Raw genomic sequence first — 23,194 nt, forward strand, 5'->3', positions numbered from 1 at the left:
ATTTTTGTCAATAATATGCCATTGGTTGTTATTAGTAGCATATGGCTCGGCAATTGATTTGAGACTGGTCAGTGGCATTCTCAAGCGCAGGATCCCAATGAGTTCCCCCGTAACGGAATCTTTGACTGGAGCAGCAAAGAAAATCGATGGTATTTTTGTAATCTTAGAAATTTCAACCTTACTAACATAAGCTTTACCAGTTTTGAGTACGGCTTGAAAATAACTTTGATCGGCATAATTAGTCTGAGTATCTCTTTTGGAGCGAAAGAGCGGATTACCACTAAGATCCAATACCATCGCACCATCAAAGAATGTATATCGATCGAGAAATTCATTCAAGAATGCTTCCCGATCTTCTACCGTCAGGCTTTGAGCAATCTTTTTGCTGTCAAATAATGGCAAACCAGCCAGGGTTTGAGCATCCTTATTCCGGAAGGTGATAAACCGTGTTAGCGTGTCTGAAAGTGCGCTAACTGCAAATTGTTGGTTTTCTATTTCTGTCTTCTTCAAGTTATCGTAAGAAGTAAAATATGCTAGGCTACCAACCGTAGCTACGGGTAAGATCGATAGCAATGCCAGAGCACCAACGGCCCTAGTTTTGAATGAGATGTTCGCGAATTTCGATTGAAGATTACTGGTAAAAGTGGAGAGCATAATAGGGGATAGGGGATAGAGGATAGGGAAGTGAATAGTGGATAGTGGACGAAGGTTAGGGTTTACGGGAGTAGATAGTGAATAATAAATAGATAGTAGTTTAGGCTTTAGGACGCAAGCGTTCTTTCTATTCCCTATTCCCTATCCCCTATCCCCTAACTCACCGCTGCTTGCAATTCATCAGCAACTTGGTTGAGTTCGTTGGTGAAAGTCTTGACTTTGTGCATACCGACGGCACTTTCTTGAGAGCCTTGAGAGATGATTGTCATTGCATCTAATACCTGTTGAATGGCGGTGGCTTGGCGGGTAACACTGGCAGAAATCTGTTGAGAGCTGAGAAAGACATTGCTAACCGCATCGGTTACGCCGATAAAGGTGGTTGCAGTTTGTTCGGCAACTTGAATGCCTTCGGTGGCTGTTTTGGTGCCTAAATCTGTCACCGCCACCGTGCGATCGATCGCGGTTTGAATATCGGTGGCGAGGTTATTAATCTTTTGAGCAGATTTTTTACTTTCGTCGGCAAGTTTCCTAATTTCGCCTGCAACTACGCCGAATCCTTTCCCTTGTTCGCCAGCTCGTGCGGCTTCTACAGCGGCTTTGAGTGCGAGCATGTTGGTTTGTTTTGCCAAGTCAGAAACCAGGTTAGAAATATTGGTAATTTGTCCGGTTTGTTCGCCGAGATTGATAATTTGGATCGCAATTTCATCGACACGATCGCGTAATTCAGACATTTCCCGAATCGTGCGTTGTACCGATTGGGTGCCTTCTTCGGCAAGCGAGAGTGCCTGTCTGGCTCCTGTAGCTGAAGAGGCGGCTTGTTGAGCGGTTTCGGTAGAAATGCTTTCTAATTCATTGACGCTATCGGTTGTCGCGATTGCGGAGTTGGCTTGTTGATTGACCGCAATTTCTTGAGTTTGGACGGTATCGACAATTTCACTGGTAGAATTACTAATTGTTTCGATCGCGCGTTTGATATATCTGGCAACTCGATCGGAAACTAAAGTCGATAAGCCGATGGCTACGCCAACCATCACGCCAGTCCCGGCTAGAATGGTCAGCAACAGTCCTTTAACTTCGATGAAAGCGGTATCGTCATCAATCGCGACAACTGCCGTCCAGGGTAATTCTGGCAGCCCTTTCAATTTGGTAAATGGAGCCGCACTCAGCAGTTCGACGCGATTGCCAGTGTCGGTACGTTGGAAGGGGATTAAGCCTGGTTGCGATCGAGCCTGCGCCATTTCTGGTGTTTCTAACCGATTTTTATATGCATCGTTAGAACTCATGAAAATTTTATTAGTTTTACGATTGATGATATAGAAGTTTTCAGTTTTGGAGGCAAAATCTTGAAGTGGACTTGCCAACCTGTCGATCGGTGTTCTCGTTCTGGCGACCCCAATAATTCGATCGGTTACTAAATCTCTAATCGGCGCAGCAAAGTGTAGTACTAATTTGCCACTACTTTTAGATATCGATGGATCGGAAATTACTGTTTTACCCGTTTTTAATACCTCTTGAAAATAACTACGATCGGCATGGTTATCTAACTTATCGCCCTGACTTTGGGCGATCGGGTTGCCATTGAGATCGAAGATAGCGATGCTATCGTAAACTTGGTAGCTGCTAATAAATTTGTTTAATACCTTAGTTTTAGTTGCATCTGAAGCGACTGCGGTTACTTTAGCATCGGCAAAGACTGGTAGCGATGCCAAAATTTCGACATCGCCATATCGCTCGAAAATAAAGCGATTTAATTTGTCTGCAAGCGTTTGCGCTCGTGCTTTTTGGACACCAGCTTCTTGCTGTTCGCTCGTCTGACGCACCTGAAGATAGTTAATCGTTCCGATTGCTAAAATTGGTGTAATACCTACGGCAATAGCGATTGCGGTTGCCCTAGTTCTGAAAGATGGATTACTAATATTCGTCCACAGATTGGTTGACATAGAATTTAGGAGTTAATGGTACGATTGAGAATAAATTAAAAATATCTAATTAGAGAATAGGTGATAGGGAATAGTGGTTTTTATAGGAAGAGTGAATTCGAGAGCGGTTAGATTTTAAATAGCTAGCTTAGATAATAAAATTAGACGGTAGCAGGTAAAAATTCTCGTTCTAATAACTCTTGAAGCTTGACTAGATACATCAAACTATCTTGATATTCAGTCATCCCTAACATATAGGTACGCATTCCTGAGCCTTTGGCGAGTGGCAACTGCTCGATGCGTTCGGTGGTGATGTAAAAAACGTCAAGAATCCGATCGACAGCGATGCCAATTTTGACACCATCTTTGAGTTCCACTACTACTAGTTCCTGACGGGGGAGTGCGGGAATCTGCAACACCGATCCGAGTTCGACTACTGGTAAAATTTGACCGCGCCAGTTAATTTGTCCCAAAATATATGTAGGTGCAACTGGTACGAATGAAACCGTAAATCGATCGAGCGCATCGACATCGACGATTAATTCTAGTGGGAACCCGATATAGTCGGTACCAATTTGCACGACTAATACCCCTTGCTCGATGCTGACGCTCTGAGCCTGCACGATCGAGGTTTTGAGCTGGAGCGCGCGGGTGGCAAAAGTAGCACGATCGGCGACAGTCGCAGCGGGGCAACACCGACGATAAAAATCTAGATCGGCTCCACTAATTAGTAGTGCTGGGTTATTGGGATCGGCAACAACATCTGGCTCCCGCATCGCTCGATCGAGATCGAGACAAATTACTGGCTGCTCGTGACGTTGAGCGATCCCGGTAATAAAGTTTTGATTCTCAATCGGTTCGGCACTGCGAGACTGAATAAAAGCCAGATCGATCGGGACGATTTCGAGCGTTTGCACGTCAAATACCTCATGAGCGACAATGCCCATATAAGTACCTTGCAGCTCCACGACAATGACTCGATCTGAGACATTGCAACCCGAAAAACCTTTACCAAATCGCAAATCTAGATGCATAACTGGCACCATTCGCGATCGCCAATTAAAGATTCCGAGAATATCTACTGGAGCGGTAGCTAATGAGTTTAACTCAGGCAACCAACAGATTTCGCGAACAAAATCGGCACTAATTCCATACAGCGATCCGTGTAAACCAAAGACCAAATTTTGCTGCGCTGACATGATGTTTTTGTTATGTAATAATCGCTATAAATCTGTGACTTATTATTGAATATGCCCACCTTTGGTATATTGATTAACAATTGCAATTAATTTTTCATCATTTAAAGGTTTGGTGAGATATTCCGTCGCTCCCACCATTTCTGCCAAAGCCCTGTCGTAACTTTTGTCTTTAGCTGTAAGCATAATAATTGGCAATTGAGTAAACTTACTCATCCGCCGCAACGTCTGACATAGCTCGATCCCATCGATTCCGGGCATTGTCACATCTAACAACAATAAATCTACAGGTTGTCGCGCCAACAAATGCAAAGCACTCATCGCATCATTAGCAAGTAAAACTTCAAACTGTTCTCCCAACGCGCGCTTGATTCGGGTTTGGACGATCGGACTATCATCTACAGATAGCACGATTGGCAAGTCTGGCGGCGCGACTGACTCCAGCGAAAGATCGATCGGCTGTTGGCAATGCATCCAACCCATTTGTACCCATTGCGCGTAAGAACGCGCCACTTGCAGCGGATCGCGATCGAGTACTGTGGCAATATCGGCGATCGTTCTGTTTCCATCAAACCACTTTCGAGAATGTTGTTCGATCGCCACTTCCGAAATTTTTGCCAACATTGCTGGGGTTGGCGGTAGCGGTACTGCGGCAATACCCGGAATTAAACTGGTAATTTTACTCCAATATTGCTGGCGAGTATTCACTGTCATCATCAATTGATTCCAGTTCAAACCATTACCATCCGCACCATGATAAAAATCGACTTCTGTCTGCGGACTAAATCGATATTTACCCGCAAAACTAATCGCTTGTTCGAGCGTATATACAACTTGCCCCTGCGCCCAAGTCTCGATCTGCTCCCAGGTTAATACTTGCCTTTGTACCAAAAATACCAATAGTTCTCGCGTCGAATGCGGGTAAACTAATTGCTGAATCAGCCAACCCTCGATCGATTGCGAATATTCTGGCTTGTGTTTTTGAACCAGCATTCTAATTAAAACGCCGCGATCGATTAACTTACTCCCGCCGTAAGTAATTTCTCCCTTATACCAAATTAAGACTCGCTGCCAACATTTACCGGGTTGTACCTCAACTTCTAACTGTAAAGTGCCACTGACTTGCTGTTGTCGAAAAGATTCGATCGTGCGCGCGAGATCTTGTGCTTGATAGGGAATTAATGGCAATGCTTCCCCTGGTACCAAGACATCACCCATAGACATTCCACTCATCTACCGATTCCGTTGCATCTGAAGATTACCTTTCTTATCATTCCCAAATGTAGAGTGGAAATTGCAGGGGAGATGGGAGGGGAGATGGGAGTTTGGAGTTTGGAGATGGGAGATAGAGGAGTAAGGAGTAGGGAGTGAAGAGTAAGAGGTTAGGGTGATAATGATAGAATGGACATGACGAATATCTAGCAAGTTGCTACAAATACACCGGATCTAGTCAATCGTCTCCAGACAGAAGAAACTTCTGACTCTCCCATCTCCAAACTCCAAACTCCTATCTCTGAATTTACTCTCCCATCTCCCATCTCCGAACTCCCATCTCTTATGACAAAACGCACCGCCACAGTTCATCGCAAAACGGGTGAGACAGATGTTACCGTAACGATCGATCTCGATGGTACGGGCATCTGTCGGGCGCAAACCGGGATTCCTTTTCTCGATCACATGCTGCATCAAATTTCTTCGCATGGCTTATTCGATCTGCACATTACCGCCACAGGCGATCTCGAAATTGACGATCACCACACCAATGAAGATGTCGGTATTACCCTGGGAATGGCTCTCGCACAAGCGTTAGGCGATCGGAAGGGGATTGTGAGGTTCGGGCATTTTGTCGCCCCTCTAGACGAAGCCTTGGTGCAAATCGCGCTCGATTTTTCCGGTCGTCCTCACCTTAGCTATGGCTTAGAAATTCCTACTCAGCGCGTCGGTACTTACGATACTCAATTAGTCCGCGAATTCTTTGTAGCGGTTGTCAATCACAGTCTGATGACGCTACATATTCGCCAGTTAGATGGCATCAATTCTCATCACATTATTGAGGCTACTTTTAAAGCTTTTGCCAGAGCAATGCGAATGGCAACCGAGCCGGATCTGCGCCGGATGGGTACCATTCCCAGTTCTAAAGGTGTGCTTTAAGTCTAAATTTCAGTTAAACTTTTTTACTCATTGATACAGATCTGGAGTCGATTGCGGTTGACTATTATTAAGTTCGCCCATCGCATAGTCCCTAAACCGATCCATATCCGCCTGAAGGGTAGAGTCAACAGCATTACGGACAAAATCATTATTCATCAATAATGCCAAAATTCCTGGCACTTCGTAAGTAAAAGTCAGTTTGACAATACTAGATTCCTTGCGATCGTAAAATCTAATCGCCCCTCTGTTGGGTAACCCATCGACAGATTCCCACTGAATAATTTGATGCGGAATTTCCTGAAGAATTCGGGATAACCACGTAAATTCTAAGGTCTTAGTCGCTAGTTTCCAGCGGGAAAGTTCGGGTGTATCTTCAACGATGGTGACTGATTCGATCCACTTCATCCAACGCGGCATCAGCTCGATATTATGCCACAGATTCCACACATGCTCGATCGGTGCAGCAACTTCAACTTGAACGCTATGCTCTAACCATTGTGACATAAGGAGTAAGAAGTAAGGAGTAAGAAGTAAGAAGTAAGGAGTAAGGATCGGGAAAATCCCCTCCTCGGAGGGGTGCCCGTAGGGTGGGGTGGGTAGATCTTCGCTAAAGCCTAAAGCCTAAAGCCTAAAACCTAATCCCTAAAACCTAAAGCCTAAAGCCTAATCCTTAAAGCTGGCGAGAATTGCTGTAGCTGCTTGTTTGCCAGAAATTGTCGCACCTTCCATACTATCAATATAATCCTGCGCGGTATAACTACCAGCGAGGAAAAAATTGTCGATCGGGGTAGCTTGGGTGGGACGGAATGGATCCATTCCTGGTTGTTCGCGATAGAGCGACTGAGCCAGCTTGACGACGCTCGACCATGTAACATTTAGTTCGCTAGCAGAGGGGAATAGTTCCCGCACTTGCGTGAGAACATGCTCGACGATATCTTCATTCTTCATGGGGATAAAGGGTTCGCCGGGAGTCAGCACCACTTGTAAGAGCGAACCTTCACCTTCTCGATAGTAGTCGGCGGGGCTAGTCAGCGCAAGATCCGCAAAACAGGAAAAATCAGCATCGGCACTGTATAACAGATTATTGAGTCCGGCGGCGTGGTCTAACTGTTTGCGCTCGGCACCATCTTGCATTTCTGTCACCCAACCATCGAAGCGCAGTTGGACGGTAGCCACGGGAACGGCGGTAAGTTTGAAAATATTATCGAAAAAAGTCGATTTGCGCCAATCGGCTGGTATAATGCGATGAATACCCGGCACGTCGCACGCGCAGACGTAAGCATCAGCCGTAATTGTTTCGACATTTTCTCCATTGGCGATCGCAAAGCCATCGATATGGATATTATCGCCTTCGCCTGTATATTTAATTTCTCGCAATTGACTGCGAGTGTGAATTTTAGTACCTTTAGATTCTAAATAATCGACGATCGGTTTAAGCAGATATTCAGCAGGCGAACCGACTAACATGTTTAGCTTCGATGCTTCGGTTTTCGATGCAAACATCATAAAGATCGTCAACATACAGCGCGCCGAGATATTTTCGGTATCGATAAACCCCAACGCCAGCGCGATCGGATCCCACATCCGGCGTAAGCTATGGTTATTACCGCCATGCGATCGAAACCAATCGGCAAAACTAATTCGATCGAGATCGCGAATCATCTTCATCGCCGTCTCGTAGCTGACTAATCCAGGCACGATCGGACTAGTCCCCAGAGCCAGCGCATTACGAAGCTTATCGACGATCGTTAATTGCGCGGTGGTGAAAAATGCCTTCAAGCCATGAAAAGGTGCGCCCAGGAAAAATCTGAAATCTAGTTTCCCAATGTCCCCACCCGCATTGACAAAATTGTGAACGTGTTCTTTGGGTAAAAAGATATCCGTCGCCCCAATTCGCTGCATGAGTGCGAATAGATTGGCGTAGTTGTTGAAAAAGACGTGCAAACCCATCTCGATGTGATTGCCATCGGCATCGATCCAACTCCCAACTTTACCACCGACAAAGGGACGCGACTCAAAAATCTCTACTTCATGCCCAGCATCGACTAAATCGACAGCGGTAGCCAATCCCGCCAATCCCGCACCAACAATCGCAACCCGCATATCTATCTCATTGTTTTTTTGTATCTTTACAGATTTTAAGATTTTTTAAGCACTTGTGCATCCTTTGATTTAGGTTTTAGGGGAGATGGGAGATGGGAGTTCGGAGTTCGGAGTTCGGAGATTTTGGATTGATAATATCTAAGTCCCCCAGTCCCCGGTCAGTGAGCGGAGCCGTTGGCGATAGCCTGCCGTAGGCACACTGCCAGTCCCCCAGTCCCCCCATCTCAAAATAATTCCCGCCAAAGCTTGCCTTTATCAAAAAGTGATGTTATATTGAATAAGTTGAGTGAAAAACACGACGCGGAGTAGAGCAGCCTGGTAGCTCGTCGGGCTCATAACCCGAAGGTCGCTGGTTCAAATCCAGTCTCCGCCACCAATTAAAGCAAAAAGCCATAACCTCAGGGTTGTGGTTTTTTGCATGGCAATGTATCTTTCTCCCAACTCCCATCTCCCATCTCCCATCTCCCAACTCTAGAGCTTAGTGGCGATCGACAGACCATCGCCGATCGGAAGTACCATCGCCCGAACGCGAGGATCGGTGGCTAATTGACGGTTGAACAGATCTAAACCCCTGGTAAATTCGTCATTATAGGTATCAAGATTCAATACTCGTCCTTGCCATAATACATCCGTCGCAATTGCCAATCCCTGAGGGCGCAATAACTCGATCGCCCGATCGTAGTACTGTGGATATTGATACTTGAGTCCAGAAATAACGATCGTATCGAAAGATAGCACCGGATTGGCAGCGAGTAGCCCATCCAACAGCTCTAAACCAGTGCCGATGTGAAAATTGATGCGATCGGCAACGCCGCACTGCTGCCAGCAATTACGAGCGACATCGAGATGTTTTCCCGCTACGCCACAGCTAATTAATTGCCCATCGGGGGGTAATGCTAGCGCGATCGCTAGGGTAGAATAACTGCTAAAAATCCCCAGTTCTAATACTCGCGCAGCTTGAGTCGATCGCAATAATATGGCGATGAACTGAGCCTGTGCTAAAGTCGGCTGCATTTGCGAGAGGGGATACTCCAACGTAGCTTGTTGTAAATTAATGAGCGCATCATCAGCAGGAGTAGAAATAGACTTGATGTATCGATCGATGCCATCTTCTACGCCAGTACTCGCCTGCTGATGGAGATGCGGAGTCAGGTGTTCGACAAATTGACGGGCGCAATCTTTACATTGATACCGTTGTTTCTCTCGGTAAAAACCATGCTTCCGAATCTTAGTAGATTGACAGTTGGGGCATTTCATTACAGATGTAATCGTAGTTACTTATTCGCCCCGACAGCATGATTTTGAGATTCAAATTGAGGTGCGTAAGATTGCAGTAGCGTGCTTACCTGCTTGACAACCTCGTCGCCAGTAGGCTTGGCAATCGCCTGACGTTCGGGGAAAAATTCTGGGCGATTGAGATTTTGGGTAATTGCCGATTCAACTTGTTGGGTAATTAAATTTTGAAGTTCTTTCTGAGCGCGATCGCGTTGATAGCTTGCGCCTTCTTCTGTAGTAGCATACAGGGGTGGTAATCTATTGAGAGCGTAGGCCGCAATATCACCAACATCTAGTTGCACGTCATTGTTGAGTTCGATTGCCGTAATTTGAGCGATCGTCTCAGTAATTACCAATTCTTCCATCACATTAATAAATTGTTTGCGCGGAACCGTTACCACTTCACCCGCTAATAGTGCCCCCATCAGATGATCGAGTGCCATGTACTCTTCTACTGATAATTCGGCAGCACTATCACAGATCCGTCCTACCTCAGCTTCCATCGCGGGAGTCAGGTAGCCTTCGTCTAGAGCATGTTCTACGATCGCTTGAATGTTCATTATTAAAATAAGTTGTAAGTAGTCAGTGCGCGCGCTGTAAATGGTTTTGAATGAAGGAGCTTTACGCCCCAATTCCTAGTACTAACGCTTGCAAACCATCATCTATCTACATTATTCCCCGAAAGTCGGACAAGATAAACATGGAGGTGTGGGAGGAGTTAGTGAGATGCGGAGATCCTACCCACCCCGCCCTGTCGGGCACCCCTGTCTTGAAAAGGTGCTTTACTTGCGGCGTTTTTATTCGGGGGTTCCCCCCGAATAAGAAAACGACAAGACAGGGGAGACCCCAAGAACGCACTTTTCGCTCCGTTCGCGAAGCGTCTGCCTGCGCAGAGGAGGGGATTTTATGCCCTATTCCCGATCCCCTATTCAATCGACTGCGATCGCCATTGAACTGGATCGACAGAGACAGCATTGACGTATAATCCCCAGTGTAGATGAGGGCCAGTGGAAGAGCCAGTACTACCGATCGCGCCGATGTCATCGCCAGCAGCGAGCATTTGTCCTTCTTCGACGCTAATTTTGCTCATGTGCATGAAGATACTGACTAATCCTTGACCGTGATCTACACCTACCACATTACCGTGGACGCGGAAGCCTTTTTTCTCGTAACCGACTAAGACAACTTTGCCAGCCGCTGGAGCCACAACCGCAGAACCATAACCACCAGCATAGTCTAAACCGCGATGGTAATAATCTGTAGCAAACTCGCCATTGTAATAACGACGCACGCCATAGGGTGAGCTAGTTTTGCCAGCATTAGGGGCGATAAATTTGCCGCTCCATAATTTGGTAGGGCTGACGGTAGCTTTAAAAGCGGCTACTTGCTTGAGTTCGAGTTCTGTTGCTTCGACTCCAGATTTACCAGGAGAGAAGTTGATGCGTTGGATGGCAAATTTGCGATCGGCGACGGGAAATTTAACGGTAGTCTTACCAGTATTATCAGAGATCGTGGCTTCGCGATCGCCTGGTTTTTCGAGTGGGGTAGTCGGAATCATTGCCCGAAACCGCTCTTTACCGACGTTAAAGGCTGGATAAGTTTTGGTGCCAACTTTAACTGTTGGGGGTGTCGCCTGAGTGGTTGGTGGGGTAGATTGACTGGAAGCTGTGGCGATATTTACCACCACTGTTTCTCCCAAGCGGGGACTCGCAGGTGTAAAGCTAGCACTCAGGGGGGTTCCAGCAGCTTGCACAGCCGACCATAGCACGATCGATAGGCTAATTGCACCGAGTAAGATCGATCGCCAGTTACGGCGGGTTAATACGTCGAGTAATGGAGAAGATTTATTCATAAGATGGGGGGGCTTGCGTTTTGCTTTTCGGTCAGGGAGCCATATTGAAGAAGGCTATCATAGTTGGGATGGAATTTAATCAAAGTTGGGTCGAGTCCTAACATCTCGCCCTACCAGAGGAGGAATTGCCAGTTATTTAATCCTTACTCCTAAGAGCAATAATTTATTTCTAAAACCCTGCATATTATCGATTGAGTTACCCGATGAAGATAACAAGTCACCATCGTCGATCTCATTCCATATATGGAAGGCGCAATTGGTAGCCGTTGCTTCCCCAGATCGACCGATCGCACAACTAAACTTAAATAACCTCAGACTTCTATTCTATGCAAAAAATCTTTGTCACTACTCTGTTCCTGACTACCAACATGCTGCTGATGACTAGCTTCACCACAGCAACTATCCACCCCTCCTACATACCCACTCCCGCAAAACTCGCTCAAGACACCCCAACAGATCTGGAAATCCAGCAAAAAGTTCAACAGATTGCTAAAAACATCACCGTGCGGATTACGGCGGAGAATAACGGTGGTTCTGGTGTTATCGTTGCCCAAAAAGGCAATACTTATCTCATCCTCACCAATGCCCACGTCGTTAGAAAATCGACTCAGCTTCAGGTGCAAGCCCCCGATGGGCGTAAGTATACCGCTCGACAAGTAGATGGTGGCTTCAGCCCTAAATACGACCTAGCTCTGCTGACGATCGAAAGTACTAGTAAGTATCAACTGCCCGATTTATCCGATCGCAGTACGATCTCTGTCAATAGCCGCGATATTTATAGTACGGGCTACCCCTTCGACTCTAAAGATCTGAGAATTACTAGCGGACAAGTATCCCAACTTTCGGATCTTCCCTTCGATAATGGCACACAAATCGGCTACACGATCGACAAAGGCAAAAAAGGCATCCGTCAAGGGATGAGTGGGGGGCCGATCTTCGATGCTGCTGGACATTTGCTCGGAATTAATACCATTGGGGCGGCACCAATTTTACCCGACTATACCTACAACGATGGCAGTAAACCTTTAGCCAAACTTGCCGCCAAATATCGGGAAGCTAACTGGGGAATCCCGATTTATAACTTCCTCACCAATGTCAAAGCCGATATTCTCTACGGCTATGATAATTTGCCAAAGGTAGAGCATCAAGTCACGCCGACAGGATTTATGGCCCAGTTGAACGACAAAGCGCGTAAGATGACCGTACGAATTGAAAATAGTGGCGGTAATGGTTCGGGAGTAATTATCGCCAAAGAAGGCAGTACCTACTATGTATTAACTGCCAAACACGTCGTTCGAGATCTTAAAATCCGTCAGAACTTCCTCAATTCTCAAATTATCACCTACGACCAAGATCGGCATAGCGAAAATGGTGTAGTTGTTGCTGAAGGTGCGGATCTGGCGGTAGTTAAATTTAGCAGCAATAGCAACTATCCGTTAGCACGATTAGGTAACTATAGTCAGAATTCCGATCTCATGTTCGTAGGAGGATTTCCAGCGCGAGCGAAAATTAATAGCCCACTCTGGCAATGGCAACTTAACCCAGGGTATGTTGCAGCGCGACAACAGGGTAAATTAAATGCTCAAGATAACCAATCTTTCTCTGAGGGTTACGATCTGATCTACAGCAGCATTAGTTATGGTGGCATGAGTGGTGGCCCAGTGTTCGATACAGCAGGGAACGTCATTGGCATTCATGGCAAGGCAGAAGGCACAGGGGAGCAGGCAGTTATCTTGGGTAAGAGTTTGGGGATATCGATTCAAACTTTTTTAGGATTAGCAGCTAAATTGCAGATCCCAAGCCAACTACTAACTACTACTAAAACAAATCCAGTTGCGCTGAGTTCGGGCGATCTCAACAATGTCATTGCTACGATGGAGAATCTTACCCAGCCCCAGGAAGCGGATAACGGGGAACGCTGGTTAGCGTATGGCAATCAACTCTATCGTACTCGTCAATTAGATCGATCGGTAATAGCTTTTGATAAGGCCATCGCTAAGGGTCAAATACTACTTGGCAATTATGGTAAAGCATTGTCATTATTTGTTCCGGGCACATTAGACAAGGCACAAGTAGCCATTGCCAAAGCTATTGCTGCAATTCCACCCGATCGACGTTCCAGCTACTACTATTTCTGGAGAAAGCAAAATGTCATCTATGCTGATTCACAAAAATATGATGAAGCACTAATAGCTATTAATATAGCGATCGGTCTAAATCCAAACGATCCAGTATTATATACCGAAAAAGCGTATGGATTGAGTCGTCAAAAAAAGTATGCAGAGGTAATTGCTATTTATGATGCGCTAATTCCCAAGTACCCTGAAGCATATGCTTATTATGGCAGAGGTAATGCTAAAAGGAATTCAGGAGACAACCAGGGCGCAATTGCTGATTACACTCAAGCTATTAAAATCGATCCCGGCTATAAACAAGCTTACAATAATCGTGGTGCAGTTAAAGCAGATTTAGGATACTACCAGGAGGCAGCAATTGACTTTAGTCAAGTAATTAGCATGGACTTCAATGATAGTATGGCTTATCACAACCGTGGTGTAACTAAATCTAAACTAGGTAATAAACAAGGAGCGATTGATGATTATACTCAAGCCATCAAAATCGATCCTAATTACACTGATGCTTATGTTAATCGGGGTCTGGCTAAATCTAGCTTAGGGGACAATCGCGAGGCAATTATAGATTATAATAGAGCCATCAATCTTAATCCTAAAGATGCTGACAACTATGTTCATCGCGGTACTGCTAAATTTAAATTAGGAGATTCGCAAGCAGCAATTATTGATTTCGATCGAGCGATCGCTCTCGCTCCTAAAGATGCTGACAACTACAATAATAGAGGTGCTGCTAAATTTGAATTAGGGAAAATTCAAGAAGCAATTAGTGACTTCGATCGAGCAATCGCTCTAGCTCCTAAAAATGCTAGTGCTTATTATAATCGAGGGACTGCCAAATCTAATACAGGAGACAGGCAAGGGGCAATCATTGATTTCGATCGAGCCATTGCACTCGATCCGAAATATACTGATGCGTATCTAAATAGAGGTAATGCTAAATCTAGATTAGGATACCAACAAGAGGCAATTCTTGATTTCGATCGAGCCATTGCTATCGATCCTCAATTTTCTAATGCTTACAGTAAACGGGGCATGAGCAAATTTTATTTAGAAAAAACACAAGATGCGATCGTCGATCTAAATCGAGCAATTTCCCTCGATCCTAAAAATGCTAGTGCTTATCAAAATCGAGGTGGTATTAAGGTGTCCTTAGGAAGAATCCAGGAGGCAATTATCGATTTTGATCGAGCGATCGCTCTCGCTCCAAAAGAGGCTGCTAATTATAATAATCGAGGTGCTGCTAAATCTATTTTAGGAAATAAACAGGATGCAATTATCGATTTCGATCGAGCGATCGCTCTCGATCCTACTTATGCTAGTGCGTATAGAAATCGAGGTTTAGCTAAATCAGACATCGGGAGAAAACAAGATGCAGTTGTTGATTACAATCGGGCGATTGCGCTTAATCCTAAAGATGCTGAAGCTTACTACCATCGAGGTAATGCTAAATTCGAGCTTGGGGAAAAGCAAGCAGCTATTAACGATTACGATCGGGCGATTGCGCTCGATCGTAAATATGCTGATGCGTACTCTAATCGAGGCAGTCTTAAATGCTTATTAGGTAACAACTCAGGAGCGATGATAGATATGGATCGAGCAATTGCTATTAATCCCAACTTCGCTGGTGCTTACAATAATCGAGGATTTTTAAAAATAATCATCGGACGGGAAAAAGATGCTTTATCGGATCTGGAATCGGCTATTAAACTCAATCCCAAACAGGGTGAGAGTTATGCTTGTCGAGGATTTATTAAGGAAACATCGGGCGATAAGCAGGGGGCAATTATTGATTACCAGCAAGCCATCAAACTCGATCCTCAGCTCGTCACTGACTGGAAAAAGCAGGCTGAGTCTCTCCGAACTTCTAATCCAGCTTCTTATCAAAAGCTGCAACAAATGATTGAGAAGCTAGCAGCAGGAAGTAAGTAGCAGGCTTAATTAGCCTCCTTGGGTTGCTACAGTTTGCTGAGGAGTTTATTGAACTTCGTTTGGAGATCTCAATCCCCCAAACCCCCTTAAAAAGCTACCGTGTATACACATCTCTAGAGAAAGGCGAAATTGGTGAAAATCCCCCTGTCTTGTCTCGCATAATCCGGGAGGTTCCCTCCCGGCTCCGAGCCGCTAGATCCCCCTTAAAAGGGAGGACTAAGAGTCCGGCTCCCCCCTTGAAAAGGTGGCTAGGGGGGATTTCTAGGGTTTACGCTTAACAAACTAGACTTTTCAGACACCCAGTCAAGTCAGTTAAAGTTTTCTCGTCCGTGCATATTTGCCAAAGATTGCCCCGATCTTCATAGTATGGCGATTCGATCCAGTTAAAAGCCATAACAATTTCACTCATTAAATGGATGTATGGCTATGAAGTTAAGAAATATTCTATTAAAAGCGATCGGTTCGATCGGAGCGATAAGTTTAGGCTTTAGCACCAGCTTCTTGGCAATTCAAGCACCCTCTTTAGCTCAAAACCGAGAAATATGTAATAACACAGGAGAGAAGATTTCAATTGCCCTCGGTTATCGAGATGGTTTCTCAAAAGGTTGGTATATAGTCGATCGCAACTTATGTTTGAATCTTAGTAATTTTGATAATTCTCTTGGATCGCCAAAGTATTATTATGCACAATCTTATTATGCTAATGTATTCAACAATTCTCGCACTATATGGAACGGAAATAAAGCAGAACAGTTTTGCGTTACGAACAGTGGATTTGCATTGACACGTAGCTACCTTTTGGATTCTCTTGTCACCTGTGCTGGAAATAGTGCTGCGCCAAAGTCTTTTGGGTTTATTGGTTCTGGCAAAAACCTAACACCATAATGTTAGGCCTAGCACAGACAGAGCAAACGACTGAAGATTTAAGTCGTATTGCTGGTGACGCTGGCTAATAATGCTGTGATAATGGTCTGAACCTCACAAACGACTGAAGAGTTACAGCCCTTCTCGATCGATAGCGATCGCCTAATATTTAGAACGAGAGGATTGCGATCTAGAATCGATCGGCTTATCGGTTGAGTTTATTCGATCGATAACACGTCCTCATCTAAACAGTATTGACTTAGGTTCGCATTTCGATCGTAGTCGGCTCCAGATTGTATAGTTGACTACTATAATCGTGCCGATCTCAACAAGCAAAAACTTCAAAACTAGCGAAGGGTATTAGCCGATCTCAATCCTGTTATTCAAATCGAATCTGCTGTTTCTGCCTTGCATAATTTCCGAGCATTTACCCAGTAATAGTAAGTAAGGTTCAAAACACTCAATCCACCCGACCGACAAACAGATCGGGTCTATGAGTCCTACTTTCCTCTCGTTAATATTAAGTTAAATTAATAAAGTACGTAATATGAATAGTATCCTCAGTAAATTTCTCGTTCTGGCACTCGGAGTCAATTTAGGCATGATGACGATCGAAGCGACATCTCCGCGTGTGGCGATGGCTCAACAAGTTTGCCAGTCATATAGAGTGACTCGCGATGGCGGACTGTATGTTTATGTCAACGCTGGTCGCCGCATCGTTACCACTCTTCCCTACGGTCAGATCGTCAGCGTTACGGGTATGAGTTCTGGTGGTGACTGGGCGCGGATTGAGTACTTGAGAGTTGATGGACGAATCGGATCGGGTTGGGTCGCTGCCGAACATCTAGCTTGTTATCAACAGTAGTTTTATCGGATGTGGAAACCACGATCCTCTCACTCGATCGATCTAGGAGCTGTTCCCACGGAGGTAGAAAAACTCGGTATCCTAGAAGTTAACTTACATTAAGTTAATTTAAAAATTTTCATAATTATAAAAATCTAGTGTTAGAAGATTTTCGCCTGATTGTAGATTTGGTCTCGATCCTGGCAGCGGCGGCTGTGGGGGGGATTATTGCGGGTTTAGCCAAACAGCCAGCACTACTAGGTTACATCGTCGGTGGGGCGATCGTCGGCCCGACGGGATTGGGACTGATTAAGGAGTTGGTTCAGGTCGAGACTTTAGCTCAGTTCGGCGCAGCTTTTTTGCTATTTGCTTTGGGGGTGGAATTTTCCTTCTCTGAATTAAAGAAGGTGCAGAAAATTAGTTTGGGTGGCGGTGGTTTACAAATTCTGCTGACTATTTTAGTGACGACGCTCGTTTCTATTAGTGTTGGCTGGGTGACAACGCCGCAGCAAGGGGTATTTTTAGGCGCGATTCTATCGCTCTCTTCGACGGCGGTGGTGTTAAAATCGCTGATGGAGTCTAACGAAACCGCAACGCCGCACGGACAGGTAATGCTGGGGATTCTGGTAGTTCAAGATCTAGCGTTGGGATTGATGTTGGCGGTATTACCCGCACTCGATCGACCACCTGCGGAAATTGGCATTGCGGTATTATATGCAGTAGTTAAAATTGGTTTATTTGCGATCGGGGCAACAGCAACGGGTATTTGGGTCATCCCTCGATTATTGAGGTTACTCGCTAGTACTGAGAGTCGAGAATTATTTCTCTTGGGCATCGTCACGCTCTGTTTGGGCATCGCGCTAATTACCGAACATTTAGGGCTGTCCATCGAAATGGGGGCTTTCGTCGCTGGTTTGATGATTTCTGAGGCAGAGTACGCCGACCAGACTTTAGCCTATGTAGAGCCGATTAGAGACGTGTTTGCGGCGTTATTTTTTGCCGCGATCGGGATGCTAATCGATCCGTTGTTTTTATGGAATAATTTGGATCTGATTCTCGGACTAGTATCGATCGTGTTTATCGGTAAGTTTGCGATTATTACGCCGTTAGTTAAGTTGTTTGGCTATCCGCTGCAAACTGCGCTGATTGCGGGTTTGGGCTTGGCACAAATCGGTGAATTTTCATTCGTACTGGCTAGCGAGGGGCGCAATTTAGGCTTAGTCTCGAAGCGGGTATATTTATTATTATTGGGCACGACTGCGGTAACTTTGGTCGTCACGCCGTTTATCTTGCGCCTGATTCCCAGTTTATTTAATTGGATCGAAACCGTCCCGGCTCTAAATCGCTGGTTTCAGCCTGGAGAGCCACCGCTGGAGGTTTCCGAACACGTCCCGCTCGAACCGCCGATTGTGATTTGCGGTTACGGACGCACGGGGCAAAATTTGGCGACACTCCTCGCCGAGCAAAAGGTTCCGGTAGTAGTCGTGGATCAGTCTGAAGCTGCGATTCAGCAACTCCGAGAAGCAGGAACTCCCTACATTTATGGTAACGCTGTCAGTATTCCAGTATTGACCAGAGCGGGACTCGATCGAGCGCGCGCGATGGTAATCGCTTTACCAGATGCCATGAGTACGCGCCTGTGTCTCAAACACGCGCTAGAAATTTCACCAGATCTCGATATCGTCGTCCGAGCCAATCAATATCAGGATATCGAATTACTCTATCAATTAGGCGGTAGCGAAGTCGTCCAGCCAGAATTTGAAGCCAGTCTAGAAATGGCATCGCATTTATTTGTCAAAATTGGCTTACCGATGGTGCAAATTCAACGTCAAGTCACATCCGTCCGTAATTCGCATTATCTAAAATTGCGTCCCGAAGGCAAGATCGGTCAAGTGTCAAGATATTCGCGCCGCTACTTTGGGGATGAATCGACGGTGGTATCGACTATCATTGACTTCACCATTATTGGGTAATTCGATCGCTAGTGCCAATATTCGCACCTTAACCGGAGCGACAATCGTGGCAATCGAGCGGGAAGATGGCACTCAAATCGACTATCCCACCGGAGGTACGACTCTTCAACTCGGCGATAGTTGTTTGGTCATCGGTTCGGTAGAAGAACAAACAGTTTTCGACCGACTCACCAAAGGCGAACTCACGATTCCCGTACTCCCAATTCCCGTAATCGAGCCAATTCCCAAAGCAATTGTCGAATAGTAATTATTGATACTGAATATAAGCGATCGCCTGACGATATATTAGTGTCTTGCGATCGTTAGCATCGGTAAAAAATACACAATCAGGATCTTGCCAAACAATTCTGCCAGTAAAGACATCGCCAGTCAATAGTTTAATTGACATTTCGATTTTGTCTTTAATCGATCCTTGAATTTGGCGGGTACTGGGTAAATTAATATCGAGTTCGGGCATATTCTAATCTGGGTAAAGGGTAATTTAGGGAATCGATAGCGATGGGAATGTAGCTGTAGATGTGGATATGAACTCAAGTTACTAGTTATCGCCTGAGTATCGTTTGTCGCTCGGTGGCTGAAATTTCAATTGCCGAGCTGACTTATTTATCGATCGCAGATATAATCATCGCATCGTGGCGATTTTTGCCCAGCAGACACCAGACAAACGGAAGTTGTCCCCATTGCTACAGTTATTATGCCCAATCTGGATAAAAGTTTGCTCTAGTCCGTAACCGAGAGCCTCTCTGAAAGAGAATCGATTTTCACCAGGAAGTAAAAAAAGTTTATGCGCCTGTTTTATAAATCGGAGTTAGGAACCGCGCGATCGAGCATTGCCATACTTGCAATTAGTTTACTCTGTTGGGGTACAATTAGCAGCGATCGGCTACTTGCCACAGCATCTCCCCAGCCAAAAACAGGCACCTCACAACCGCTTCCGGCAATAGACTACCTCATCGTACCAGGAAAACGGGTCGGCGCAATTACAGCCAAGAGTACATTTGCAGATCTGGTTAAAATCTATGGCAAACAACGATTGTCGTCTAAAAAATTTTATGGGGCCGAAGGACAAGTCGAATTACCTGCTACGCTGATTACATTGGGTCAAAATCGATCGCTGACAGTGGTATGGGAAAATGCTAAAAAACTCACACCCTTCCAAGTAATTATCGACGATCCGACATGGAAAACAGCCGAAGGCATTGGTGTTAATACGAGTTTGAGTAAATTACGTCAAATTTTAGGTGAGTTTAAGATTACTGGTTTGGGCTGGGATTATGGTAACCAAGTTATAAATCTTTCCACAGCCATGCAAGCTAGGTATACTGGGTTAAATATTACTGTCGATGCCGATCGCATTGCAGCCGCAAAGTTTCCCGCCGATCTCCGTGCTGTATCTGGCGATGGCGTAACACCAGCAGCTAGCGATCCGCGCTGGAGATCTTTAAAAATGCACATTTCCCGTTTAATTGTTAGTTTCCCCGAAGTTCGATCGTCTAAAACTAAAATCTAATTCTAATCTTTAACTTGCCTCGATCGTGACGACACCAGAAATTATTACTTTATTCAAACAAGTTACCACCGATTTACTCTGGTCGAGCGAATCAGACTATCCATTTGAAATAGTCACTTGGGATCGGGGTGTGGATCTAGATCGGACGGCTTTATTTAATAAGTTAGCGAAACCAAATGATGTAATCGAAACGATAACCCTTGCCGATTTTTTCGCACCCGTACTGACAGTTGAAGATTGGTACGAAGCAGATGAATTAGCACTGGTAAATCGCTATACAGATTTATCGCACGCGATCGAGTCTAATTTATCTGATGTTAAAGTTTTCCGGGTGGGAGAAGTTAACATCGCGATTTATATCGTCGGCAAAACTCCCGGTGGGGATCTAGTTGGATTGAAAACCCAGGTAGTGGAGACTTAGAAACTTAGTCTTCAATTACATTGTCTAATTTAAATTGGCTTTGGGGTAACAATGCACGATTGTCAATGAGTCATCATCCGGTACGGTAGCAAGACAGGCGCGAACGGGATTTTCTTGCCCTTCAATTGCTACTTTACAAACCAAGCAAGCACCTTTGAGGCAATAAGTAGGAATTGTTATTCCAGCTCGGCTGGCGACATCGAGTAGCGGCTCTCCAGGTTCGGCGGTGGTGGTGACTCGATCTGGTAGAAATAACACGGTTACGGACATATATTTGAGATGGGAGGTGGGAGGTAGGAGATGGGAGTAAGAAGTAAGGAGTAAGAAGTAAGGAGTAAGGAGTAAGTAGTAAGGAGTTTCCTAATAATCCAAAATCCAAAACTTGCGACTTTCGCGTAGCCGTAGCGTAGCGTCTCCGTAAGGAGAAGTATCCAAAATCCAAAATCGTATTACAAAGAGTTCAGAATTTCGGGGGTGAGCATTCCGACTTGGAGGTGGGAGCGTTCGATTGATTCGATGTGGGAGATGCTACCGACTACAAACTGCATTGAGGCGGGAGCGTTGAGCCAATTACTCGCACAGGCGCGGAGTTTGTTGCCAGTGAGGGTAGAGAACCAGCCTGCGAGAAAACCAGCTTCGAGACTAAAAGAACGATAGCTAAAAATATCGTCGATGGTTTTACCGTTATCGATGCCCGAATTGACGATCGTAACTACTAATAATCCCCGTTCGGCTAGGCTAAAATCGATCGAGGGTTTGCCCAAACCATGCACTGCCCAAGCGGCCTGGATATTGACAAGAAACTCATTAGCGAGGGTTTCTAAAATTGGCTGACGATAGTATTTAATCGTGTCCTGAATCATCCGATTGCCGAAATTTTTGCCCCAATTATCGCCAAAAGTATAGAGAGCTAAATAAGAAGCTTCTCCAGTTTCTACGCGCAGGGTTTTGGCAATACTGCGTAATAATACTTCTGGTACGGCAATTAGACGATCGCCATAACGAGTTGCTAATAACCCCGAAGCCGGATGAGATTTGACGTAGCCTTTGGGACTAAAACAATTGGTCGGAATCGGAATTGCAGATTCATTCATAATTAAAAAAATTGGGGGCTAGCGATCGATAAATAATTCGATTTATTTACTTACTAATTTAATTCTGGGGATGCAGTAATCTCTGAATCGATTTTAAAGTAAGGCTTAAACAATTTTGACTGTTCTCTAGGTAGCTCGATACAAATAGAATCATACACAAACTTAGACCCTTGATATTTAGCTAAGTCCATCGATTGCAAGATGTTTTTGTGCCAGTAGATAAATCGATCTTTCAACATTTCCTCGTCTTGCAATAACATTCCTAGTGCGTAAGATCTGAGCGTCAAAGTCATATCGCGGCAACAGCATTCGAGCATTGCTGGATTGAGGCGATTATTCTCATGAAAAAGCTTATCGTTTTCCATCGATCTTCGCGCTCGATCGATAATCGATTTTTCATTGGCTTCAACTGCCAAATAAGCTGCTTTACGCTCCGACCAAGAAGACATAGCATGTTCTAAATTCCGAAGATCTTGCTTGCTGGCATAAGCTCCATCTGCCCCGTCAACTAATGTTTCTAATAGCGTAATCATGTTTGGACTCCTAAGTAAATAAGATATTATCGATCGGAATATTTAGATGCTTGTGCTAATTTTGCTGTTAGCTCTAGTTTCTAGAAACATCATGAGCCTGAATTTTTGTAACTGGCTCTGATGATTCTGGCAACTGCCACTTTACTTGCAAAAACAGCTCTCCGACTGTGATTGAGGTAGATCGGGTTTGAGTGATTGGTTCTGCATACTCGTGAATGGGTTCGAGTTCGAGAGACTCTTGGGTGAAGTTTTGATGATATTGGGCAGTAGACAAAGGTTTTCTAGGTCTAGAGATAACTCGAAAAAGCCTAAAAACTCCTCTGATAAATAGGACAATTGGATGTCTTTTTAATTTACTGTGTTTGCGAGATTTCATACTGCACCTGCTTTGATAGATAGTTCTGGTTCGGCAGCAATTTCTCCAGTTTCAAAACGTTCGGCAATTTCGGTAGCACTAGCACCAGAAGTAATCCAAAACTCCGCAGCTTGAATGCGTTGTTCGGAACCAACTAGAAAACGACAAAAATCATTACCCATTGCATAACATTGAATTTCAGTACTGCACAGATTTTGCTCGAAAGCCGCACTAAAGAAGCCAGCTAATAACCCTGAATATAAATGACAAACTGGTTTGCCGACATATCCTAAGGATTTAGCTACTGCCGAATCGTATAAATCTACATAAAAGAAACCACTTTCTCTACCGCTGAGATTAGGCGACCACCGACCCCAGCCTTGCAC

Annotated in this window: 21 protein-coding genes, 1 tRNA gene and 2 pseudogenes; 8 read left to right on the forward strand and 16 right to left on the reverse strand. The window is 44.9% G+C overall.

All coding sequences use genetic code 11. From position 1 onward, the window contains the following. The 4 genes from Q0R35_RS08475 to Q0R35_RS08490 all read right to left on the reverse strand — a co-directional run. A partial coding sequence (locus tag Q0R35_RS08475; RefSeq protein WP_295616113.1) for a cache domain-containing protein occupies positions 1-654 on the reverse strand: 654 nt, incomplete at its 3' end. A gap of 155 nt (positions 655-809) precedes the next feature. Then, complete coding sequence (locus tag Q0R35_RS08480; protein WP_295616116.1) at positions 810-2,594, reverse strand: methyl-accepting chemotaxis protein; 1,785 nt, start codon at positions 2,592-2,594, stop codon at positions 810-812. A gap of 140 nt (positions 2,595-2,734) precedes the next feature. Next, a complete protein-coding gene (locus Q0R35_RS08485) occupies positions 2,735-3,772 on the reverse strand; it encodes a chemotaxis protein CheW (protein WP_295616120.1) in 1,038 nt (345 codons plus the stop codon). A gap of 42 nt (positions 3,773-3,814) precedes the next feature. After that, a complete protein-coding gene (locus Q0R35_RS08490; RefSeq protein WP_295616123.1) occupies positions 3,815-5,002 on the reverse strand; it encodes a response regulator in 1,188 nt (395 codons plus the stop codon). 324 nt (positions 5,003-5,326) lie between these two features. Between Q0R35_RS08490 and hisB the strand changes: the two genes are divergently transcribed. Next, positions 5,327-5,920, forward strand: a complete 594-nt coding sequence (hisB, locus tag Q0R35_RS08495; RefSeq protein WP_295616126.1) for an imidazoleglycerol-phosphate dehydratase HisB — start codon at positions 5,327-5,329, stop codon at positions 5,918-5,920. 27 nt (positions 5,921-5,947) lie between these two features. Here hisB and Q0R35_RS08500 read toward each other — a convergent pair whose 3' ends face one another. Both Q0R35_RS08500 and zds read right to left on the reverse strand, forming a co-directional pair. Beyond that, positions 5,948-6,424, reverse strand: a complete 477-nt coding sequence (locus Q0R35_RS08500; protein WP_295616129.1) for an SRPBCC family protein — start codon at positions 6,422-6,424, stop codon at positions 5,948-5,950. Positions 6,425-6,583: 159 nt separating this feature from the next. After that, the gene (zds, locus tag Q0R35_RS08505; protein ID WP_295616132.1) at positions 6,584-8,023 is read right to left on the reverse strand and encodes a 9,9'-di-cis-zeta-carotene desaturase; all 1,440 of its coding nucleotides are present in this window, start codon (positions 8,021-8,023) and stop codon (positions 6,584-6,586) included. Positions 8,024-8,322: 299 nt separating this feature from the next. Here zds and Q0R35_RS08510 point away from each other — a divergent pair. Beyond that, positions 8,323-8,399: transfer RNA gene (locus Q0R35_RS08510), tRNA-Met, on the forward strand. Between the two features lie 95 nt (positions 8,400-8,494). On the opposite strand, the gene Q0R35_RS08515 is transcribed toward Q0R35_RS08510, so the two are convergent. The 4 genes and pseudogenes from Q0R35_RS08515 to Q0R35_RS08530 form a co-directional block, all read right to left on the reverse strand. After that, positions 8,495-9,175 (reverse strand): SAM-dependent methyltransferase, encoded by a 681-nt coding sequence (locus Q0R35_RS08515; RefSeq protein WP_295616185.1) that lies wholly within the window; start codon positions 9,173-9,175, stop codon positions 8,495-8,497. 9 nt (positions 9,176-9,184) lie between these two features. Beyond that, positions 9,185-9,274, reverse strand: a pseudogene (locus Q0R35_RS08520) (IS1595 family transposase); the annotation flags it as partial. Positions 9,275-9,297: 23 nt separating this feature from the next. Next, positions 9,298-9,858 carry a late competence development ComFB family protein gene (locus Q0R35_RS08525; RefSeq protein ID WP_295616135.1) on the reverse strand — a complete coding sequence of 187 codons (561 nt, stop codon included), beginning with the start codon at positions 9,856-9,858 and terminating at the stop codon, positions 9,298-9,300. Positions 9,859-10,223: 365 nt separating this feature from the next. Next, on the reverse strand, positions 10,224-11,150 hold the full coding sequence (locus Q0R35_RS08530; RefSeq protein ID WP_295616138.1) for a M23 family metallopeptidase: 927 nt from the start codon (positions 11,148-11,150) through the stop codon (positions 10,224-10,226). Between the two features lie 326 nt (positions 11,151-11,476). Between Q0R35_RS08530 and Q0R35_RS08535 the strand changes: the two genes are divergently transcribed. The 4 genes and pseudogenes from Q0R35_RS08535 to Q0R35_RS08550 all read left to right on the forward strand — a co-directional run bounded on the left by Q0R35_RS08535 (position 11,477) and on the right by Q0R35_RS08550 (position 19,139). Beyond that, positions 11,477-15,214: a tetratricopeptide repeat protein gene (locus tag Q0R35_RS08535; protein WP_295616141.1), complete on the forward strand. Its 3,738-nt coding sequence runs from the start codon at positions 11,477-11,479 to the stop codon at positions 15,212-15,214. Positions 15,215-15,634: 420 nt separating this feature from the next. Continuing rightward, positions 15,635-16,099, forward strand: coding sequence for a DUF1036 domain-containing protein (locus Q0R35_RS08540; RefSeq protein WP_295616145.1), 465 nt, complete (start codon positions 15,635-15,637; stop codon positions 16,097-16,099). Between the two features lie 526 nt (positions 16,100-16,625). Continuing rightward, on the forward strand, positions 16,626-16,943 hold the full coding sequence (locus Q0R35_RS08545; protein WP_295616149.1) for an SH3 domain-containing protein: 318 nt from the start codon (positions 16,626-16,628) through the stop codon (positions 16,941-16,943). Positions 16,944-17,080: 137 nt separating this feature from the next. Then, a pseudogene (locus Q0R35_RS08550) lies at positions 17,081-19,139 on the forward strand (cation:proton antiporter). A 3-nt stretch (positions 19,140-19,142) separates the two neighbouring features. Here the strand turns inward: Q0R35_RS08550 and Q0R35_RS08560 are convergent. Next, complete coding sequence (locus tag Q0R35_RS08560; RefSeq protein ID WP_295616159.1) at positions 19,143-19,352, reverse strand: RNA-binding protein hfq; 210 nt, start codon at positions 19,350-19,352, stop codon at positions 19,143-19,145. A 327-nt stretch (positions 19,353-19,679) separates the two neighbouring features. Between Q0R35_RS08560 and Q0R35_RS08565 the strand changes: the two genes are divergently transcribed. Both Q0R35_RS08565 and Q0R35_RS08570 read left to right on the forward strand, forming a co-directional pair. After that, complete coding sequence (locus Q0R35_RS08565; protein ID WP_295616164.1) at positions 19,680-20,405, forward strand: hypothetical protein; 726 nt, start codon at positions 19,680-19,682, stop codon at positions 20,403-20,405. 25 nt (positions 20,406-20,430) lie between these two features. After that, a complete protein-coding gene (locus tag Q0R35_RS08570; protein ID WP_295616168.1) occupies positions 20,431-20,826 on the forward strand; it encodes a nuclease A inhibitor family protein in 396 nt (131 codons plus the stop codon). A 24-nt stretch (positions 20,827-20,850) separates the two neighbouring features. On the opposite strand, the gene Q0R35_RS08575 is transcribed toward Q0R35_RS08570, so the two are convergent. From Q0R35_RS08575 to Q0R35_RS08595, 5 genes are all read right to left on the reverse strand, one after another. Continuing rightward, complete coding sequence (locus Q0R35_RS08575; protein WP_295616171.1) at positions 20,851-21,096, reverse strand: 2Fe-2S iron-sulfur cluster-binding protein; 246 nt, start codon at positions 21,094-21,096, stop codon at positions 20,851-20,853. Positions 21,097-21,275: 179 nt separating this feature from the next. Continuing rightward, positions 21,276-21,920, reverse strand: a complete 645-nt coding sequence (locus tag Q0R35_RS08580) for a hypothetical protein (protein WP_295616175.1) — start codon at positions 21,918-21,920, stop codon at positions 21,276-21,278. 53 nt (positions 21,921-21,973) lie between these two features. Further along, positions 21,974-22,453, reverse strand: a complete 480-nt coding sequence (locus Q0R35_RS08585) for a phycobilisome protein (protein WP_295616178.1) — start codon at positions 22,451-22,453, stop codon at positions 21,974-21,976. A gap of 73 nt (positions 22,454-22,526) precedes the next feature. After that, a complete protein-coding gene (locus tag Q0R35_RS08590; RefSeq protein WP_295616181.1) occupies positions 22,527-22,727 on the reverse strand; it encodes a hypothetical protein in 201 nt (66 codons plus the stop codon). A 98-nt stretch (positions 22,728-22,825) separates the two neighbouring features. Next, positions 22,826-23,194 (reverse strand): V4R domain-containing protein (locus Q0R35_RS08595; RefSeq protein ID WP_366944847.1); only part of this gene is annotated, 369 nt, incomplete at its 5' end.

Source organism: Chamaesiphon sp. GL140_3_metabinner_50 (assembly GCF_025361915.1).
Classification (GTDB): Bacteria; Cyanobacteriota; Cyanobacteriia; order Cyanobacteriales; family Chamaesiphonaceae; genus Chamaesiphon.

Excerpts from the sequence above, each read along its gene's own strand:
- Q0R35_RS08480 (WP_295616116.1), bottom strand. The coding sequence starts at position 2,594 with ATGTCAACCAATCTGTGGACGAATATTAGTAATCCATCTTTCAGAACT.
- Q0R35_RS08485 (WP_295616120.1), bottom strand. The coding sequence starts at position 3,772 with ATGTCAGCGCAGCAAAATTTGGTCTTTGGTTTACACGGATCGCTGTAT.
- Q0R35_RS08490 (WP_295616123.1), bottom strand. The coding sequence starts at position 5,002 with ATGAGTGGAATGTCTATGGGTGATGTCTTGGTACCAGGGGAAGCATTG.
- hisB (WP_295616126.1), top strand. The coding sequence starts at position 5,327 with ATGACAAAACGCACCGCCACAGTTCATCGCAAAACGGGTGAGACAGAT.
- Q0R35_RS08500 (WP_295616129.1), bottom strand. The coding sequence starts at position 6,424 with ATGTCACAATGGTTAGAGCATAGCGTTCAAGTTGAAGTTGCTGCACCG.
- zds (WP_295616132.1), bottom strand. The coding sequence starts at position 8,023 with ATGCGGGTTGCGATTGTTGGTGCGGGATTGGCGGGATTGGCTACCGCT.
- Q0R35_RS08525 (WP_295616135.1), bottom strand. The coding sequence starts at position 9,858 with ATGAACATTCAAGCGATCGTAGAACATGCTCTAGACGAAGGCTACCTG.
- Q0R35_RS08530 (WP_295616138.1), bottom strand. The coding sequence starts at position 11,150 with ATGAATAAATCTTCTCCATTACTCGACGTATTAACCCGCCGTAACTGG.
- Q0R35_RS08535 (WP_295616141.1), top strand. The coding sequence starts at position 11,477 with ATGCAAAAAATCTTTGTCACTACTCTGTTCCTGACTACCAACATGCTG.
- Q0R35_RS08540 (WP_295616145.1), top strand. The coding sequence starts at position 15,635 with ATGGCTATGAAGTTAAGAAATATTCTATTAAAAGCGATCGGTTCGATC.
- Q0R35_RS08545 (WP_295616149.1), top strand. The coding sequence starts at position 16,626 with ATGAATAGTATCCTCAGTAAATTTCTCGTTCTGGCACTCGGAGTCAAT.
- Q0R35_RS08560 (WP_295616159.1), bottom strand. The coding sequence starts at position 19,352 with ATGCCCGAACTCGATATTAATTTACCCAGTACCCGCCAAATTCAAGGA.
- Q0R35_RS08565 (WP_295616164.1), top strand. The coding sequence starts at position 19,680 with ATGCGCCTGTTTTATAAATCGGAGTTAGGAACCGCGCGATCGAGCATT.
- Q0R35_RS08575 (WP_295616171.1), bottom strand. The coding sequence starts at position 21,096 with ATGTCCGTAACCGTGTTATTTCTACCAGATCGAGTCACCACCACCGCC.
- Q0R35_RS08580 (WP_295616175.1), bottom strand. The coding sequence starts at position 21,920 with ATGAATGAATCTGCAATTCCGATTCCGACCAATTGTTTTAGTCCCAAA.
- Q0R35_RS08585 (WP_295616178.1), bottom strand. The coding sequence starts at position 22,453 with ATGATTACGCTATTAGAAACATTAGTTGACGGGGCAGATGGAGCTTAT.